Raw genomic sequence first — 17,867 nt, 5'->3', positions numbered from 1 at the left:
GGTAGGGGCTGCATGGAGGCGGCAACATGAGCATGATGCTCTCCCTGTCTTTCCACGCGTGGAATCATGCGCGGCAGGCGATCAAGGACGGTCGCTCTGCCGATGCTCTTCGCTGGTTGGAACAGGTCGCGACGGCGGCGGAACTGACGAGCGAAGAACTGGCCGAGGCCCACCGCCTCGCGGCCGGTCTTCTCTTAAACAAGGCGCGGTTCGCAAAGGCCCGCCGACACCTGCGGGCCGCGGACGGTCTCGAACCCGATCACGCGGGCACGCACTTCCAAATGGGCCTCGCCTTCGAGGGCGACCCCTACGGTTGCGACCGGCGGGCCGCGAAGGCCTTCCGGCGGGCGATCAAACTCGATCCGAGTCACTCTCTGAGTTGGGCGCACCTTGCCCGCTCGGCCGTGCGAATTCACCGCGATTCGCTGGCGAAGGCGGCCATCCGCACGGCCACGCAACTGGCCCCGACCGACGCGCGGGTGCTGTCGCTGATCGTCGAAACCCTCCGCGAATCGGGCCGACTCAAGGCGGCGTTGCGGATCGTCACGAAGGCCCGCTTCCTAGCCCCGCACGACGCGGAAGTGCTGGCGGTGTGGAACCGCGTGCGGTTCGAGATGGCCCGAGCTGCTCAGCACGCGAAGCGGACGCCGAAGACGACGACCAGCCCGCACGTGCTACCGTTCGTGCGGATCGTCGATGCCGCCGGGCACAAGCGAGTCGTGCGTCGCGACATGGGCGGGGTGCTATCCGGTCCGCACGTCATGCGGATGCGGCGGGACAGCTGAATTCCGGCGAGCGGGGGGCATCAGCCCCCTGATTCTGTTCACTATAGAATCAGGGGGCTGATGCCCCCCGCTCGCCGTATCACTTCGCGTTCTTCAGATACTTCTCGAACCAAGCCAGATCCCACTCCATCTTCGCTTTCCGGTGGCTCATCTTCGTCAGGCCGTGCGGTTCGCCGGGGTACTCGATCAGTTCCGTCGGCACCTTCAGGTACTCCTTCAACGCGCGGTACAGCATCCGGCTGTGGCCGGGCGGGCAGCGGACATCATTGCCGCCGACGTGAATCAGCGTCGGCGTCGTCACGTTGCCGAGGGCGTAGGTCGGTGAAGTTTTCTTGTACTCGTCGGCCGCCTCCCACGGGTGGCCCTTCTTGAACACCTTCGGGTAGGCCGGCTCGTCGTTGAAGCCCCACTCGGCCACGCTGTCCACGATGCCCGCCCCGCTGCTGGCCGCCCGCAACTTGAACGGCAAGTCCTTCCGCGTGATGAGGCAGTTCGTCAGGTAGCCGCCGTTGCTCCAGCCCATCACGCCGACGCGGTCGCCGTCGGCGATGCCTTCTTTCACCAGGTGTTGCACGCCGGCGATGATGTCGTTCACTTCCACGTTGTTCTCGTTGCCGATCAGGTCGCGGACGAACTTGTCGCCGTAGCCGGTGCTGCCGCGGTAATTCGGAAACAGCACGGCGTACCCGTTGACGGCGAAGTACAATCGGCCGTTGTGCGGGTCGAATTCGACCGCGTCCTTTGTGCTGGTGGTCGGCCCGCCGTGGATGCCGACGACCAGCGGAAGCTTCGTGCCTGCCTTATAGTCCGGCGGCAGTTCGAGGACGCCGCCGACCTCGGTGCCGTCGGCCGCCTTCCAGGTGACGTGCTTGACGGTCGGCAGCTTCCAGTCGGCGGCCTGCCAGTTCGGGTCCAGGAGTTGGACCGGCGGCCCCTTCGGCCCGTGCTTGGTGACGACCGGCATCGACAGCCCGCCGCCGATCGTGACGACGGTGGAAGCGTCGTCGTCCACCGGGGCGCACGCCAGCACGTTGTCGGGCAGGTTTGCCGGCAGCGCGTGCCGGACCGTCTTAGCCAGCGAGACTGGTCGCACCCCGACGCGGCCGGCCTTCTCGGTCTGCACGAGCAACTCGTCGGTGCCGAGCCACTGGATCGGCGTGCCGAGCGCGCGGCCGTAGCCGACCACTTCCCAGCCGGCGCGTTCGAGCAGGGCCACTTCCCAACCGGCGGACGACTCGGTGCCAACGACGACCTCGGCAGGGTGGCCGTCGAAGATCAGGCAGAAGGCGAACCGCTTGCCGTCCGGCGACCACTCCACGTCGCCGAGCCAGGCGTTCGGCGTGGACGCCTTCGCCCGGTACGCCTCGGTCGGCGGCGTGACGACCTTGCCGCCCTCGGTCCACACGTCCACCCGGCTCTCGCCCTCGCTCTTCACCACAGTGTCGTCGAAGGCGGTAATCATCCCGAGCCGCCGGCCGTCCGCGGACGCGGAGAACTCGCGGACGTACCGCGTGTCGTCCACCACCTTTTCGGACCGCCACTTGCGCACGTTCAGGCGGTAGACCTCCGACACCTTGCGGACGCCGTGGCCGTAGTCGGCCTTCGTCTTCGCCCGCAGCTTCGCAAAGTCGTCCTCGTCGTGGTGCGTCTTGTCCACGCTGTAGAAGAGGTACGCCCCGCCGGCGGCCACGTCGAACCCGGTGACGCCCCCCTCGACGCGGGTCACGGCCGCCGGATCGCCACCGGCCGGGTTGATCCGCCAGACCTGCGTGCTGCCGTCGTAGGGCGGCTTCTTCTCGCCCTCGCGCTTGCGGTTGCCGAGGAAGTAGAGCACCTTGCCGTCGTCGCCCCACTTCGGGTTGCGGTCGTTCGCCCGGTCGAACGTCAGCCGTCGGCCCGATGACGCCTGCCGCACCTGGTCGAGCACCCACAGGTCGCTCTTGCGCAGGTCGTCGGCCTTGTCCCAGCGGGCCTCGGTGTAGGCGACCTGCTTCCCGTCCGGCGAGACGGCGATCTGCGCGACCCCCGCGAGAGTAAAGTAATCGTCCACGGTGACGGCGTGGGTGCGGGTCGGTTCCTGGGCGAACGCTGGAACGGCGAGCAGGAGTAAAACGACGGCCGAGCGCATGGTGGACTCCCTCCGGGTGGTGGCTGACACCATACAATTTCCCCGCCCGTTCTTCCACAATCGGAGCTTTCGGATGAAGCGCGTCGTCTCCCTGATTTGCCTCGTGCTGCTCGCCAACCTGTCGCCCGCGGCCGTGAAGGATCACCCGATCGACTACAAGTTCGACGGCGTCACGCTGAAAGGCCACCTGTTCTACGACGACGCCGTGAAGGGACCGCTGCCGGGCGTGGTCGTCGTCCACGAGTGGTGGGGGCTGGACGAGTACGCCAAGAAGCGGGCGACGATGGTGGCCGAACTCGGCTACGTCGCCTTCTGTGCTGACATGTACGGCGACGGGGCCGTGACCGAGCACCCGATGAAGGCCGGCGAGATGGCCGGGATGGTCCGCAAGAACAAGGACGTGTGGCTCGGCCGGGCGAACGCGGCCATCGAGACGCTGCAAAAGCAGCCGCAGGTGGACCCGAAGAAGATCGCCATCATGGGCTACTGCTTCGGCGGCACGACGAGCCTCATGGTGGCGCTGAGCGGCCACGCGGACGTGAAGGCGGCCGTCAGCTTCCACGGCGCGCTGCCGGCGGTGACGGCCGACGACGCGAAGAAGGTCAAGGCGAAGGTGCTGGTCTGCCACGGGGCCGACGACTCGTTCATCAAGGACGAGGCCGTCGCCGGCTTCAAGAAGGCGTTCGACGACGCGAAGGTGCACTACGAGTTCGAGAGCTACCCCGGTGCGGTCCACAGCTTCACCGTGAAGGGGGCCGAGGACCGCGGCATCAAGGGCATGGCCTACAACGAGGAGGCCGACAAGAAGTCGTGGGCGTCGATGCAGAAGGTGCTGAAGGAAGCGTTCGCGAAGTAGCCGAACGGCGAGCCGAGTTCCGTGAGGAACTGGGTGGGTGGCGTTGCGATTCACCCGGTTCCTCACGGAACTCGGCTCGCCAATCTTACGCCGAGAACCGCCCGTCTTGCTCTGGGTCGTAGGGCCGTAGCCACTGAAAGAGTTCGATGCGGTTGCCGTCCGGGTCTCGCACGAAGAACCGGTCGGCGGCCGCGATCTTCACCGTCTCGTCGATCTTCAACCCCTTCGCCGCCAGGTCTTCGCGGGCCGCGGCGACGTCCGAGACGTGCAGGCAAAAGTGCCGCGGACTAATCATGTCGGGATGCGGCTTCTGCAACAGGTGCAGGTAGGTGCCGCCGAGGTCGTACCAGATGGCGACGAAGTCGAACTCCTTCGGGGCCGGGATTTCCCGGAGGCCGAGGAGGTCGCCGTAGAAGTGTCGGGCCTTTGCCACGTCGGTGATGATGACGGAGCAGTGGTCGATGTGCGTGTAGCGGAAGGTGGGCATCGGATGCTCTCGGAAGGCAGGGCACTCGCGGAGCGAGTGCCCCACGCGCGGGTCAGTCCGCCCGGAACTTGTTGTGGCAGTTCGTGCAGGCGGCGTCGAGTTTGCCGACGGTCGTCTTGATCGTCGCGAGGTTCGCCTTGCTGCCCTTCGCGGCTTCGGTGGCGATTTCCTGCGAGAGCTTCTTCATGTCCATCGAGTAGCCGTCCCAAACCTTCTTGTTCGCGCCGCCGGCCTTGTCGTTCGGCAGGTGCATCGTCAGTTCGGCGAGGACGGCCGAGCGGGCCCCGAGCAGTTCGGCGGCCGGCGTGTTCTTCACGCCGTCCTTCTTCATCTCGCGGATGTCTTTCTCCAAGTTCATCCCGCCGGCGGTGGCCCCGCCGAACAGGTCCATGACTTCCGTCAGGTCGAGCTTTGTCTTCTCGATGATCTTCTGCGCGCCCATCGGCTTCACGTCGGCCTTCGGGTTGGCGGTGACGGCGGACAGGGCCTTCACCTCGGCGCCGAGGGTGCCGATCGTCTTCGACTTCTCGGCGATCTTCAGTGCCTCGTCCCGGAGGGTGGCCATCTTCGCCGCGTCTTTGCCGCCGAGATTATCCTCGGCGTACAGGGCCACCAAGACGGCGGTGGCCTTCGGGCGGCCGCCGACCTTTTTCTTGCCTGCCAGCTCCACGAGTTTGCTCAGGTGGGCGGTGTCGGCCTCGATCGCCTTGCCACCGACGTCGGCGGAGAGGATTGGTTCGGCGGCGATGGCGGCGCCGGCCAGTGCGGCAACGGCGGCGGCCCCGAGGATGCGGAGTTTCAAGGAACGCACGGAAGACCTCCTGAACAAATGGGGAGAACCGAAGAATCGGGCGGCCGACCGCCCCGCGGGAAATTGGGGGCGTCACACCGGCCGCGGTGTGTCGATTGGCATTATCGCGTCCGATCCCCACGAAGACGAGAGGGAGGGCGATTTCCTTCGGAAATTCACGGCTTCTCTGCCAGCCACGAGCGCGGGAAGGTGGCGAAGGTGATGGTTTCGTAGGGGTTCTTCTCGCCGCGCTCGTACAGGCAACCGATGTCGCCGTTCGGCAGGACCGTCAGGCACGAGTACGCGGCCGGGCCGGCGTGCAGTTCCTTCGCGGAGGCCCACGTCTTCGCCTCGTCGGTGCTAAGGCGGACGGTCAGCTTCTCGCGCTTCTTGCTCGCCGGGTTCGAGAACAGAATGCCGCCGCCGGCGCCGGGCAACCGCAGGATACTCCCCTGGCAGGCGGGTTCGATCAGCGTGGCATCTTCCACCGTCGGGCCGAACGTCTGGCCGCCGTCTTTGCTGATCGCGACGAGACGGCGGTTGGTGGTGCGGTACGTCCGCATGTTCAGCAGGACCGTGCCGTCGGCGAGTTCGACGGCCTGACACTCGTTCGCGTCCGGCCCGGCAATGCCGCCGAGCTGCCACGTCTTGCCGCCGTCATCGCTGTAGATTGTGTGCGACTCGCGAACCTTCCCCTTGTCGGCCTTGTAGTCGCACGGGATGAGCAGCCGGCCGCTCTTGAGTTGAATGCCGACGCCGGGGCCAGTGGCGTACCACGTCCACTCGGGCTTCTTCACGTCCTTCGTGATCTCGGTCGGCTTCGCCCACGTCACGCCGTCGTCGTCGCTCCTTGTCACCCACACCGTGCGGCCGCGCTGGCTCGTACCGGCGATGATCTTCGATTCCGTATCCGTGCCGAGGTTGTGAGTCAGCAGCAGCCAGACGGTGCCGGTCTTCGCGTCGACGACCGGGGACGGGTTGCCGCAGGTGTTGTCGCCGTCGTCCCAGACCGGTTCCACCCGCCCCCAAGTTTTGCCGCCGTCGGTGCTGCGTTTCAAGACGATGTCGATATTCCCGGCGTCGCCCCGCCCCGCCTTACGGCCTTCGCAGAACGCGAGTACCGTGCCCTTCGGTGTGACGATCAGGGCCGGAATGCGGAACGTGTTGTACCCGTCCTGCCCGGCGACGAAGATCGGCGTCTGCACCGGATCGGCGGCGAAGGCGGGTCCGGCGAGGAGGAGCAAGAGTAAGAGTCGAAGCATCGGGAGTCTCCCAGAGGATTACGCGCGCATCAATTCCAATAACGTCCGCGCGGCCGCTTCCGCGAAGGCGGGGTCGTTGATGTGCAGATCGTACTCGACCAGTAACTCCGTGGGGTACACCCAATTCCGCAAGCTCTGGAACAACGCGGCGTCGGCGTCCGGGTTCCAGAACGGCTGGCCGGCGGCGTCGATGGCCGACACGCCGCGAAGCGGTAAAAGTACGCGGGTCGGACCGCCGGCGGCGCACGCCTTCTCGGCGATCTCTTTGCCGAGCGCGTCCATCTCTTCCGGCGTCGTTCGCATCAGCGTGACCGTCGGGTTGTGCTGGTAGAACTGCCGCTTCTCGAACTTCGCCGGCACCGTCTCCGGTGGGCCGAAGTTCACCATGTCGAGCGCACCGACCGAAATGACTTGCGGCACCTTCCGCAACCCCGCCGCCGTCAGGCGGTCGGGTCCGGCCGGCAGGATGCCGCCGACGAGGTTGTCGGCGAGTTCCGTCGTCGTGATGTCCAGCACGCCGGCGATCAGGCCGTCGCGGATCAAACCTTCCATCGTCCGGCCGCCGGTGCCGGTGGCGTGGAAGACCAGCACCTCGTACCCGGCCGCTTCGAGAATCACTCGGGCCGCCTCAACGCACGGCGTCGTCACGCCGAACATCGTCGCCGCGACAACTGGCTTTTCTCCTGACTCCTGACTCCTGACTCCTGACCCCTGACCCCGGGCCATTCCCGCCATCGCGTCGGCAGCATTTGCGAGTACGAGGCGGCTGATGCGGTTCAGCCCCGAAATGTCGACGACGGAGTAAAGCATCATCACGTCGCGGGTGCCGACGTAGGGCCGCACGTCGCCGCTGGCGAGGGTGCTGACCATCACCTTCGGCACGCCGACCGGCAACGCCCGCATCGCGGCCGTGGCGATGGTCGTGCCGGCCGACCCGCCGAGTCCGAGGACGCCGTCGATCTTGCCGGCGGCGAACAGGTCGGCGGCGAGCTTGGCTGTCCCCTTCGCAGCGAGTGCGATGGCCTTGCCACGGTCGCCGGCTGCCTTCACGGCTTCCCACGTCGTGCCCGCCGCCCGGAAGACCTGTTCCCGCGTCACGTCGGCCGCGAACGCCGCATCGCCAATCACGCCGGCGTCGAGAACGAGCGTCGGCACCCCCGCGGCGGCGAGGCGGTCCCGGACGAAAGCGACTTCCGTGCCTTTCGTGTCAAGGGTTCCGACGAGCAACACGGGCATTTTTCGCACTCCGGACTGACGCCGCGGGGAATCGAGTGCTATGTTACGCGCAACCTGGAGGGCGTCCCGATGTCCACGCGCAAAACGATCCTCGTCAACGGCGGTCTGGCGGCCGTCGCGCTGGCCGTGATCGGCTCGTTCTTCGCGCAAATCGCCGGCATGTGGGTCGCCTCGCAAACGCCGGCCCGCATCGTGGACGGCAACGTTGTCCCGACCACGGATACCTCTCCCGCCGACGTGACCGCCGTCCTCGCGTGGCGACTACCGCTGACGATGGCCGCCATCGGCTTCGCCATCGTAGCGGTGGCCGAGGGGCTGAGATCGCTGTGGAAGAAGCCGCCTGCCCCGGCCGTGACGCCAACGCCGACGCCGGAAGTCGAGATGCAGCGGATGTTGCGGGAACTGGAAGCCGCCCCGCCGGGCGAACACCAGCACGTTTAGCCCGCCCGCCGTCCATATCTTGTGGGTATGATCCCACGCGACGAAATCCTCTCCCGCCTCCGCGCCCAAGTTGCTGCCGGCCGTCCGATCGTCGGCGGCGGGGCCGGCACCGGCCTCTCGGCCAAGTGCGCGGAACTCGGCGGCCTCGACCTCATCATCATCTACAACTCCGGCCGGTTCCGCATGGCCGGCCGCGGGTCGCTGTCCGGCATGATGCCCTATGGTGACGCGAACCAGATCGTCATGGAGATGGCCCGCGAGGTGTTGCCGGTCGTGCGGAACACGCCGGTGCTGGCCGGCGTGTGCGGCACCGACCCGTTCCGCATCATGAAGCGGTTCTTGCTCGACGTGCGGGACGCCGGGTTCAGCGGTGTGCAGAACTTCCCCACGGTCGGCCTCTTTGACGGCAACTTCCGGCAGAACCTGGAAGAGACGGAGATGGGCTACGAAAAGGAAGTCGAGATGATCGCCGCCGCCCACGAGTTGGGCCTGCTGACGTGCCCCTATGTCTTCAACGAGCGAGAAGCCGAGGCGATGGCGAAAGCCGGAGCGGACGTGCTGATCCCGCACATGGGCCTGACCACGAAGGGGACCATCGGCGCGAAGACGGCCGTGACGCTGGAAGAGAGCGTGAAACGGGTGCAAGCGATGGCCGACGCGGCGAAGGCGGTGCGGCCGGACGTGTTCGTTCTCTGCCACGGCGGGCCGATCTCGGAGCCGGCCGACGTGGCGTTCGTCCTGAAGAACACGACCGGCATCGTCGGCTTCTTCGGCGCGAGCAGCATCGAACGACTACCGACGGAAGTGGCGATCACAGAGTGCGCGAGGGCGTTCAAGAGCCTGATTCTGACGCGATGAGAGCCGCCCGCGCTGGGTAGAAGACCGACAGCCGGCGGTCTTCCGACCTGAAGGGCCGGTTCTGTCAGCCCAGGCCGTCAGGCCTGGGTTCCGCGACCGCAAATAATCCAACCCTGAAGGGGCCGTTCATTCCCACGAGCCGGAATGAACAACCCCTTCAGGGCCGAGTGGTTGATTGGGGCTGCTACCCAGGCCTGACGGCCTGGGCTGACAGAACCGGCCCTTCAGGCCGGGAAAACCGAGCCGCGGGGCTTTTCACCCCGTCGGGATGATTCGCCAGGCCGTCACTCTTCGAGCAGTTTCTCGAAGTCGAGTTGGTAGCAGGTCGTGTTGCCGTTGCCGGTGAACAGCCAGCGGCCGTCGGGGCTGAACGCCAACGATTGCACGGCCGAGTCGAACTCGCGGACCATCAACAGCCGGCCGCTCAGCACGTCCCAGATGCGGACGGTCATGTCGTCGCCGCCGGATACCAAGTAGCTGCCGTCGGGGTTGAAGGCGACACAGTTGATCCGTTCTTGGTGGCCGGCTAGTTCGAAGACCGATTCTTGCGACTGCAAGTCCCAGACGTGGACGGTGTCGTCGATGCCCGCCCCGGCGACGTACCGGCCGGGCGAGTCGATGGCGACCGCGTAGACGCCGACGTCGAAGACCATCTCCCGCAGCTTCGTGGTCAAATCCCACACGCACACCGCGCCGGTGCGGTTGTCGGTCGAGAGGTAGTCGATGCCGCCGACGACGATCCGCTGACCGTCCGGGTGGACGACGACGCTTTCCAGCGTGCAGTTGTCGGCCGCGTCGATGAGGATGAGCCGTGGTTCGCCGGTCAGGGTGTTCCAGAGCCACAGGAGGCCGTCGGCCGGGCTGGTCTGGGCGAGCGTGCCGCCGTCCGGGCTGAAGCTCAGGGAGCCGATCGGCGGTTTCGTGGCTTCGAACTTCCGCGGGGCCGTCGGGTTGGCGGCGTCGTAGAGGCGGGTGAAGTGGTCGGTGCCGCCGACCGCGAGCCATTGGCCGTCGCGGCTGGCCGCGACGCAGAACGCGGGGCCGTCGCCCGACGGCGGGAGTTCCTGACCGGTCTTCACGTCCCAGAGGCGGAAGGTCTGGGCCCCGGTGCTGGCCAGTTTCAGTTCGCCATGGTTGTTGGTCAACACGGCCAGGGAGTGCTTCGCGTTCGGGTTCGGCCCGGCCAGCAGTTGCCCGGTGGCGGTGTCCCAGACGTGGATGACGCGGTCTGCCCCGGCCGACGCCAGCCGCGAGCCGTCGGCGTTGAACGCCAGGCAGCGGACCTCGTCCGCGTGGCCGCGGAGGACCGGCCCGAGCTTCGCCGTGATTGCGTCCGTCCAGATGTGAACTTCGTAATCGGAATCGGCCGTCGCCAGTAGGGAACTCGTCGGGCTGGCCGCGAGCGCCATCACCTGATCGGCGTGGCTGTTCAGGAGCATCAGCGGGTCGCGGTCGCCGAGTTTCCAGACGCGGGCGGACGTGTCCCACCCGGCGGAGATCAAGAGCGTGCCCTCGGCGTTCCAGGCCAGGGCCGGGATGCGGTCGGTATGGCTGAGGAACTCTTCGACCTTCGCCCCGGTGTTGCGGTCCCACACCCGCACGGTTCGGTCTTCGCCCGCCGTTGCGACGTGGTCGCCGTCCGGCGAGAACGCGATCGCCGACACGGGGGTCGGGTGGGCGGAGATTTCCGCTCGCAGGGCGTGCGTGTCGGTGTCCCAGAAGCGGACCTTGCCGTCGTCGTGGCCGCTGGCGGCGATGCCGCCGTTCGGCGAGAACGCCAGGGCCGTCACCCACGACGACCGGCCGACGCGGTTCCGCAGCACGCCGGTTTTCACGTCCCAAAACAGCAGGTCGTCGTTGCCGCTGATCAGGACGGTGCCGGACGGGCTGAAACACCACAGCGTTTCCAGGTCGCTCAGGTAGTGCCGGGCGAGCATCCGGCCGTCGATCGACCAGTGCTGGAGGATGCCGGACTCGTCCACGGAGTAGAGGGTGCCGTCGGCGGCGAACCGCACGGCCGCCACGTCGCTTTCCGTGTGGAAGCGAGGCTCACCGAAAGCACGGTGAACAAGTGGCGAGGGTTTTGCTGGGACGTGAATTTCTGAGTGGGGCGTTGTCGGTGTAGAAGACATCGCGGTCCTTTCGACTACTATTCACGGGCGGATCAGCGCAAGTGCATCTGAACCTAGAACAACAGATGCAGACAGGGGAGAAAAAATCTGCCGCATGCGCGAAAAATACGGAACATGCCGGAAGTGCACGATGTCCCATTTGGGCAATGCATGACAATTCAGGCCCAGGAGAAGCCATGAGTGGTGAGTTTACATTTATCGACTGGATTCGCGGACAAACTCGGCCAAATACAAGAGTGTTGATCGGCCCCGGTGACGACTGTGCCGCTCTTTCGCCGGGCAGGTCGCCGTGGCTCATCACGACCGACATGCTTATGGACGGAACTGATTTCGTTCTGGCAGAAGTCGGCCCGCACCGCGTCGGCTTGAAGGCGATGGCCGTGAACCTTAGCGACCTTGCCGCGATGGCCGGTCGGCCAGTGGGCGTGGTCGTGAGCGTGGCGTTGCCGCGCGGCGACGACACGCTCGGGCGGGACCTCTACCACGGCCTCCGCGAGATGGCCGACTCCTTCGGCGTGCCCATCGTCGGCGGCGACACCAACAGTTGGGCCGGGCCTCTCGTTATCTCGGTCACGGCCTTCGGCGAAGCGGAGCGACCGGTGCGGCGGAACGGGGCGAAGCCGGGCGACTGGCTGTTCGTCACCGGCCCCCTCGGTGGCAGCATCCTCGGCCATCATCTGGACTTCACGCCGCGGATCGCCGAAGCGTTGCGGTTGCACGAAACCGTCGACCTGCACGCGATGATCGACATCAGCGACGGCCTGTCGGCCGACCTGCACCACATCCTGGAAGAGAGCCGCTGCGGGGCGGTCCTGCATGCGGAGGCGATCCCGATTGCAGAGGCCGCCCGGCAGTTAACGCAACAGAGTAGCAAGACGCCGTTGGAACACGCCCTCGGCGACGGCGAGGACTTTGAGTTGGTATTCGCGGTGTCGCCGGAAGACGGCGAGAAGTTGTTGAGGGAACCGCCGGTGCAGGTGTGGAAGATCGGCGAGTGCGTGGCCGACGGGTACTGGATCGAGGAACAAAAAAACCGTCGGCCGCTGGTGCCGACGGGTTGGGTGCATTCGCTTTAGGCGAGCGGGGGACGTAAGCCCCCGATTCTCGCGTGGACTAGAATCAGGGGACTTACGTCCCCCGCTCGCCGCTATTTGCCCGGCACGACCGCGATCGATCCGGTTTCGCTGATGTAGACGGTGTGGCCGGTGTTCTGATCGACGAACGCTTCGACGCCGAACTTCGCGGCCTTCTCGAAATCCTTCTCGCCCGGCTTCCGGGCCTTCAACAAGAACGAGTGGTGCCACCGCGGCGGGCCTTTCGTCACCTGGGCCGGTTGCGGGGCGGTCGCAATCGCCCCGGTCTCGCAGAAATACACGACCGCGCCACTGTTCGGGTCACTGTAGGCCTCAACGGCGTAAGCGCGGGTCTGGGCGGTGAAGTCACCTTCGTCGGCCTTGCGGGCTTGCAGTTTCATGCCGTGGAGGGCCTTCGGGGCCTTCACGCTCTCACCCGGCGGGGCCGCGGGGGCGGCGGCCGTGGCGATGGAACCCGCCTCCGTCACGTAAATCAGCCCGCCCGTGTTACCGTCCTTCGACACGTCCACGCCGAACTTCTTTGCCTTCGAGAAATCGTCCTCACTCAGCCCGCGGACCTTCAGCGTCAGGCCGTGGTGGAAGGCCGGTTCCGCCTCCGTCTTCAAGTCTTTCGGGAGGGGGCCGAAGGCGATCGTCTTCTGGTCGGTGACGTAGAGCAGGTTGCCACTGCCGAGGTCCTTGTAGGCTTCGATGGCGTACTTCTTCGTGTCCTTCGTGAAGGCTTCTTCGGTGCTCTTGCGGACGCGGAGTTCGTGGGCGAAGGCCCAGTCGGCGGCCTTCTTATCACCGACCGCGGTGAACGGCACGGCCGCGATGTTGCCGCTGTCCGAGACGGCCAGCAGGGCGTTCCCCACCGTGTCGTGGAAGACTTCGATGCCGACCTTCGGCGTCTCGGCCTTGAAGTTCTGCTCGCCGACCGGCCGCACTTTCAGATCGTGGCCGTACAGGTGTTTCGGCTTAACGTCCGTCTGTGCGGCGAGCGTGCCGGTCAAGGCCGCCACCGCCACGAGTCCGAAGAAGAAGCGTTTCATCGTGCCCGACCTCATGTTTCGCGAAGGAGTTTCAAAGAGAAGACGAACGAGCGGGGAATGGGCTAACGGCGGCGAGTGACCGAACCGCGTCTCGTTACAATGCCCGCCCCGCCCGCGTAGTTTTCCCCAATGGTAGCTCACCGCCCGCCTTCCGGTCGGGGGGTGAGGGAAAATCTCGAAAATCGTTCACGTGCCCCCGAAAACTGCTTGACCGGAATTGCGGGTATGGGTATTCGCCCCCCGCCTACACACACTCTAAACCGCCCCGGGAACGGAACGCCTGGGGTGGGGCCGCCGCGTCGGGGGACGCGGGGGAAGCAGATCCGACCAACCGTTCGGGTGTGCCGGGGCGCTCGCAATCGGTCTTCCAATGGAGGGGAAGAGGACCATGGCATTCCAGACGAAAAAATGGGGTTGGAAGGGCATGGCCGCCCGCCTGTTGCTCGTGCCCGTGATGGCGGGGGCAGGGGCCACAGTCGCCCGGGCGCAATCGCTGCCCCCGAGTTCGTCGGCTGTGCCGACCAGCACGAGCAATAACTCGGACACGGCCCGCACGCTCGTCGCTCAGGCGCAGTCGGCTCTGAAGAAGGGCGACCTCGACGGGGCGGAAAAGCTCGCGAAGGCGGCCCAAGAGCTGCGCGTCCCGCTGGCGTACACGGAGAACCGGCCGGAAGCGGTTCTCGCGGAAGTCGCCCGCCAGAAACTCGCGACCATGAACAAACCGGCGGCGAAGACCGTCGCCACCGGCGAGCCGAAGGACCTGGTGAAGTTCGGCCGTCAGGCGCTGGCGGCCGGCAAGATCGACGCCGCCCAGGACTTCGCCACCCAGGCGAACCAGGCCGCCGTCAGCAAGGGCTACCGCTGGGGGTTGTTCGAAGACACCCCCGCCGCCTTGACCAAGGACGTGCAGGAGTCCCGCAAGAAGGCCGACCGCGCCCAGTCGGAAGACCTGTTCAAGAAGGCCCGCACGCTCTACGGCCAGCAATCGGCCTCCGACGCCGAGCGGTTGCAGAACCTGGACCAGGCCCTGAACATGGCCTACCAGGCGAAGAATCTGCACGGCGATTACAGCATCTGGGACTTCGGCGACCGGCCCGATTCGCTCATCTCGCAGATCGAGTCGAGCAAGGTGTCGCTCCGCAAGAAGATGGGCAATGCCCCCGCCACGACGGCAACGGCCAAGAACACGACGCCGACGTCCCCCCGCCTCAACGGCGGTTTCGCGGGCGAGATGCGGGCCACTTCTGCCGACATGAAGTCGGCCGCACCGGAAATGGTCGCGACCACGACGAAGGCCGTGCCGGCCCCGGTGATGAATTCCGACGCCCAGGCGGCGAAGGCCGACGTGCTGAAGCTCGTCGCCGACGGCCGCGACTTGCTCAAGCAAGGTCTGGTGGTGGAAGCCCGCGAGAAGGCCGACACCGCCCGCGAGATGGCCGAAAAGGCCCGCCTGAGTGCCGCGAGCTTCACCGCGGGTGAAGACTCCCCGGCGAAACTGGCGCAGTCGGTCCAGACGTCCGGCAAGGAGATGATCGACAAGTTGGTGAAGGAAGCCGACCTGCAAGTCTCGGCCAAGGCGAACGACAAGGCCGAGGCGGCCCTCGGCATGGCCAAGGAACTCTCGACCAGCCTCGGACTGTACACGAAGCCGATCGAAGAGAAGCTCGCGAAGGTCGTTAGGACCGACCCCGCCAAGGACTCGCTGATCCCGCCGACGATCGTGATGCCGACGGCCGAGAAGACGATGCCCGGCGGCACCGCCGACCTCGTCGTGCCGACGAACCTCGCGAAAGTCGGCGGCAACCAACTGCTCGACTCGGCGGCGAAAGAACTCGCCCGCGGCGACCTGGACATGGCGTACAAGATCGCCATTCAGGCCCACAACGGCGGCGACGCGGCGGCCAAGGCCGACGCGCAAGCCCTCCTGCGTCAGATCGATGTGGAGCGGGCGGCCGGCAACAAGAAGATGGCCCAACAGGCGTTCGTGAACGCCGTCGCGGCCCACAAGAACAAGCAGTACGACACCGCCTTCGAAGTCTTCGGCAAGATCGACCCGGCCCTGCTCACCGACGAGCAAAAGGCCACGGCCGAGACGTGCATGAAAGACTGCATGGCGAAGACGAGTGAGCCGAAGTCGGAACCGAAGGCCGACCCGAAGGTGCAACTCGCCAGCGGCAAGGACGATGCCCCCGGCACCGCCCGCGTCGGCAGCTACCGGCCGCTGCCGGTCGACCCGCCGTCGGTGAACACGGACCTGAAGCCGCTTTCCGAGAAGGTGGCCGAGAAGCCGACCAACACGGTCGGCGACGAGCAGCGGGCGATGGCCGAAGTCGCCTTCCAGAAGCTCCGCGGTGAAGGGCTGGACGCCATGAAGGCGGCCGGCGAAGCCTGGGGCCGCGGCGAAACCGACACGGCCATGAAGATCCTGGAGGAGTACGGCGGCAAGGTCCGCGGCTCCACGCAGTCGGCCGCCCGACAAGCGAACCTGCTCCGGCCGATCGAAACGCGGTTGGACGGGTACACGAAGCTGAAGCACTCGGCCGACTACGTCAAGAAGGAAGCCGACGACAACAACGCCGTCCGCAAGGACCGCATGGCGGCCAGCCTCGCCGAGCAGATGAAGCAGGACGAGATCAAGAAGAAGATGGCCGAGATCAACGGCCTGATGAAGGACAAGAAGTTCGCCGAGGCCGAACGGCTCGCCGCTCAATTGAAGGTGCTCGACCCGGACAACCCGGCCGTCACGTTCATCGCCGAGCAGACGAAGTACGCGAAGCGGAACGCCGACTTCAAGCAGATCGAGTCGGACAACGAAAAGTTCAACCTGGAAGCGCTGAACGCGGCTACGAAGAACGGCCCGACGCTGACCGACGATCAGCCGTTGAAGGTCGACCCGGTCCGTGCCCGCATCGCGGCTGGGCGGGGCGAGGACCCGTACCAGCGGCGGATGTCCGAGACGGAACGGCGGATCGAATCGACTCTCTCGGGCAGCGTGTCGGTGAAGTTCGACAACACGCCGCTGCGGGAGGCGATTAACGTCGTCCGCACGAAGTCCGGCCTGAACATCGTCACCGACGACGTCGCCCTGGACGACGAAAAGATTTCGCTGGACAGCGTCACGGTCAACGAAGACCTCAAAGACCTGTCGTGGAAGGACACGCTGACGCTGTTGCTCGACAAGGCTCGGTTGGCCTACGTCGTCGAGAACAACGTGGTGAAGATCACCACCACGAAACGGTCGAAGGGCCGGCTCGTCACGAAGGTCTTCCACGTCATGGACCTGGTGACGCCGATCCCGGAATACGGCCTCTCGCCGCACCAAACGCTGTCGGGTGCGTTCGCCTCGCAACGCAACCTGCCGGACCTTCAAGGCGTCGCCGGCGCGGGGTCGGCCCCGATTGGCACGTCACGGAACGGCATGCGGGGCGGCGAACTCGTCAGCGGGGCGAATCCGGGCGGCGTGCCGAACGTCACCGGGACGGGCGTGCTCCAGAACACGAACGCGGGCACGGGCAACATTGCCATGTCGCCGCAGCGGTCGGTGTACAGCCAGCAGTTGATGAAGCTCGTCACGGGCATGGTCCGGCCGTACTCGTGGAGCGAACTCGGTGGTGCGGGTAACATCTCGTACTACGACATCGGCGGTGCGCTCGTCGTCAACCAGACGGCCGACGTGATCGGCGAAGTCCAACAACTGCTCGACTCCTTGCGTCGCCTGCAAGACCTGTCGGTGTCGGTGGAAATCCGCGTGGTGAGTCTGTCGGAAGCGTTCTTCGAGCGGGTCGGCGTCGACTTCTCGATGAACATCAAGACGAACAACACCACCCTGGAGCGGGAGTTCGCGACCAGCCAGTTCCGGCCGCAACCGTTCCTCAACGACATCCGCAGCAACGGCGTCGTGGGGTACTCGCCGGCGACGAGCTTCACGTCGGACCTCGGCGTGCCGATCAAACCGTCGAGCTTCGGCCTCAGCCTGCCGCCGTTCGGGGGCTACCAGCCGAGCCTCGGGCCAACCACCAACGGCGGCCTGTCGCTGGGCCTGGCGTTCCTCAACGACATCCAGGTCTACATGTTCCTGGAAGCCGCGCAGGGGAATCGCCGCGTCAACATCATGCAAGCCCCGAAGATCACGCTGTTCAACGGCCAGACTTCGACGGTGTTCGTCGGCGACCTCGCCTTCTTCACGACGGGTCTGCAAGTGCTGAACGTCGGCGGGCAGTTCGTCTACCTGCCGCAGAACACCCCGGTGCCCATCGGCCAGGGCTTCAACCCGCAGCAAGGTGGTGGGTCGCAGGGCGGTGTGAGCGTGACGGTGCAAGCGGTCATCTCGTCCGACCGGCGATTCGTGCGGCTCAACCTGACGCCGTCGCTGACCGCCCTGGCGAGTGCGAACGTGCCGCTGTTCCCGATCACGACGTTCGTGACGCCGGTGTTCGAAGGCGGCTCGCAAGGTCAGCCGATCCCGTTCACGCAGTTCTACCAACAGCCGTCGTTCACCGAAATTTCGGCCCAAACGACGGTCGCGGTCCCGGACGGCGGCACGGTGCTCCTCGGCGGCCTGAAGACGCTGGCCCAGGGCCGGAACGAGTTCGGCCCGCCGGTGTTGGCCCAAGTGCCGTACCTGAACCGCCTGTTCAAGAACATCGGGATCGGTACGGAAACCCGCCACGTCATGCTGATGGTGACGCCGCGGATCATCATCAACAGCGAAGAAGAAGCCCGCCAGACCTCGGAAGGCGGCCTCGGCAACGCGACGCCGTAAGGCGA

General features: G+C 66.1%; 13 protein-coding genes. 6 read left to right on the top strand and 7 right to left on the bottom strand.

The annotated features are described in order from the left end of the window. Positions 1-26 precede the first annotated feature (26 nt). Positions 27-785 carry a tetratricopeptide repeat protein gene (locus PX52LOC_RS00125; protein WP_149108161.1) on the top strand — a complete coding sequence of 253 codons (759 nt, stop codon included), beginning with the start codon at positions 27-29 and terminating at the stop codon, positions 783-785. 79 nt (positions 786-864) lie between these two features. On the opposite strand, the gene PX52LOC_RS00120 is transcribed toward PX52LOC_RS00125, so the two are convergent. Continuing rightward, positions 865-2,913 carry an alpha/beta hydrolase family protein gene (locus PX52LOC_RS00120; protein WP_149108160.1) on the bottom strand — a complete coding sequence of 683 codons (2,049 nt, stop codon included), beginning with the start codon at positions 2,911-2,913 and terminating at the stop codon, positions 865-867. A 73-nt stretch (positions 2,914-2,986) separates the two neighbouring features. On the opposite strand from PX52LOC_RS00120, the gene PX52LOC_RS00115 reads away from it, so the two are divergent. After that, on the top strand, positions 2,987-3,769 hold the full coding sequence (locus PX52LOC_RS00115) for a dienelactone hydrolase family protein (RefSeq protein WP_149108159.1): 783 nt from the start codon (positions 2,987-2,989) through the stop codon (positions 3,767-3,769). 85 nt (positions 3,770-3,854) lie between these two features. Here the strand turns inward: PX52LOC_RS00115 and PX52LOC_RS00110 are convergent, their stop codons facing one another. From PX52LOC_RS00110 to PX52LOC_RS00095, 4 genes are all read right to left on the bottom strand, one after another. Next, positions 3,855-4,256, bottom strand: a complete 402-nt coding sequence (locus PX52LOC_RS00110) for a VOC family protein (RefSeq protein WP_149108158.1) — start codon at positions 4,254-4,256, stop codon at positions 3,855-3,857. Positions 4,257-4,308: 52 nt separating this feature from the next. Beyond that, positions 4,309-5,067, bottom strand: a complete 759-nt coding sequence (locus PX52LOC_RS00105; RefSeq protein WP_149108157.1) for a cytochrome c — start codon at positions 5,065-5,067, stop codon at positions 4,309-4,311. A 155-nt stretch (positions 5,068-5,222) separates the two neighbouring features. Beyond that, complete coding sequence (locus PX52LOC_RS00100) at positions 5,223-6,308, bottom strand: sialidase family protein (RefSeq protein ID WP_149108156.1); 1,086 nt, start codon at positions 6,306-6,308, stop codon at positions 5,223-5,225. 18 nt (positions 6,309-6,326) lie between these two features. Continuing rightward, positions 6,327-7,544 (bottom strand): Tm-1-like ATP-binding domain-containing protein, encoded by a 1,218-nt coding sequence (locus PX52LOC_RS00095; RefSeq protein WP_178132532.1) that lies wholly within the window; start codon positions 7,542-7,544, stop codon positions 6,327-6,329. A gap of 69 nt (positions 7,545-7,613) precedes the next feature. Between PX52LOC_RS00095 and PX52LOC_RS00090 the strand changes: the two genes are divergently transcribed. Continuing rightward, a complete protein-coding gene (locus PX52LOC_RS00090; protein WP_149108154.1) occupies positions 7,614-7,985 on the top strand; it encodes a hypothetical protein in 372 nt (123 codons plus the stop codon). A gap of 27 nt (positions 7,986-8,012) precedes the next feature. Next, positions 8,013-8,843 carry a phosphoenolpyruvate hydrolase family protein gene (locus PX52LOC_RS00085; RefSeq protein WP_149108153.1) on the top strand — a complete coding sequence of 277 codons (831 nt, stop codon included), beginning with the start codon at positions 8,013-8,015 and terminating at the stop codon, positions 8,841-8,843. A gap of 284 nt (positions 8,844-9,127) precedes the next feature. Here the strand turns inward: PX52LOC_RS00085 and PX52LOC_RS00080 are convergent, their stop codons facing one another. Further along, positions 9,128-10,867 carry a WD40 repeat domain-containing protein gene (locus PX52LOC_RS00080; protein WP_168218728.1) on the bottom strand — a complete coding sequence of 580 codons (1,740 nt, stop codon included), beginning with the start codon at positions 10,865-10,867 and terminating at the stop codon, positions 9,128-9,130. A gap of 254 nt (positions 10,868-11,121) precedes the next feature. Here PX52LOC_RS00080 and PX52LOC_RS00075 point away from each other — a divergent pair, with 254 nt between their 5' ends. Next, positions 11,122-12,051 carry a thiamine-phosphate kinase gene (locus PX52LOC_RS00075; protein WP_315853296.1) on the top strand — a complete coding sequence of 310 codons (930 nt, stop codon included), beginning with the start codon at positions 11,122-11,124 and terminating at the stop codon, positions 12,049-12,051. A gap of 71 nt (positions 12,052-12,122) precedes the next feature. On the opposite strand, the gene PX52LOC_RS00070 is transcribed toward PX52LOC_RS00075, so the two are convergent. Beyond that, a complete protein-coding gene (locus PX52LOC_RS00070; protein WP_149108150.1) occupies positions 12,123-13,100 on the bottom strand; it encodes a hypothetical protein in 978 nt (325 codons plus the stop codon). A 388-nt stretch (positions 13,101-13,488) separates the two neighbouring features. Between PX52LOC_RS00070 and PX52LOC_RS00065 the strand changes: the two genes are divergently transcribed. Continuing rightward, entirely contained in the window at positions 13,489-17,862 is a 4,374-nt protein-coding gene (locus tag PX52LOC_RS00065; RefSeq protein WP_168218727.1) for a type II secretion system protein GspD, read from the top strand. The last annotated feature ends 5 nt before the right edge of the window (positions 17,863-17,867 follow it).

The organism is Limnoglobus roseus, from assembly GCF_008254045.1.
GTDB lineage: Bacteria > Planctomycetota > Planctomycetia > Gemmatales > Gemmataceae > Limnoglobus > Limnoglobus roseus.
This window is presented reverse-complemented; position numbering and strand designations above follow the sequence as displayed.

Coding starts and splice junctions, on each gene's coding strand:
- PX52LOC_RS00090 (WP_149108154.1), top strand. CDS start 7,614: ATGTCCACGCGCAAAACGATCCTCGTCAACGGCGGTCTGGCGGCCGTC.
- PX52LOC_RS00085 (WP_149108153.1), top strand. CDS start 8,013: ATGATCCCACGCGACGAAATCCTCTCCCGCCTCCGCGCCCAAGTTGCT.
- PX52LOC_RS00110 (WP_149108158.1), bottom strand. CDS start 4,256: ATGCCCACCTTCCGCTACACGCACATCGACCACTGCTCCGTCATCATC.
- PX52LOC_RS00120 (WP_149108160.1), bottom strand. CDS start 2,913: ATGCGCTCGGCCGTCGTTTTACTCCTGCTCGCCGTTCCAGCGTTCGCC.
- PX52LOC_RS00100 (WP_149108156.1), bottom strand. CDS start 6,308: ATGCTTCGACTCTTACTCTTGCTCCTCCTCGCCGGACCCGCCTTCGCC.
- PX52LOC_RS00125 (WP_149108161.1), top strand. CDS start 27: ATGAGCATGATGCTCTCCCTGTCTTTCCACGCGTGGAATCATGCGCGG.
- PX52LOC_RS00075 (WP_315853296.1), top strand. CDS start 11,122: ATGCATGACAATTCAGGCCCAGGAGAAGCCATGAGTGGTGAGTTTACA.
- PX52LOC_RS00115 (WP_149108159.1), top strand. CDS start 2,987: ATGAAGCGCGTCGTCTCCCTGATTTGCCTCGTGCTGCTCGCCAACCTG.
- PX52LOC_RS00070 (WP_149108150.1), bottom strand. CDS start 13,100: ATGAAACGCTTCTTCTTCGGACTCGTGGCGGTGGCGGCCTTGACCGGC.
- PX52LOC_RS00095 (WP_178132532.1), bottom strand. CDS start 7,544: ATGCCCGTGTTGCTCGTCGGAACCCTTGACACGAAAGGCACGGAAGTC.
- PX52LOC_RS00065 (WP_168218727.1), top strand. CDS start 13,489: ATGGCATTCCAGACGAAAAAATGGGGTTGGAAGGGCATGGCCGCCCGC.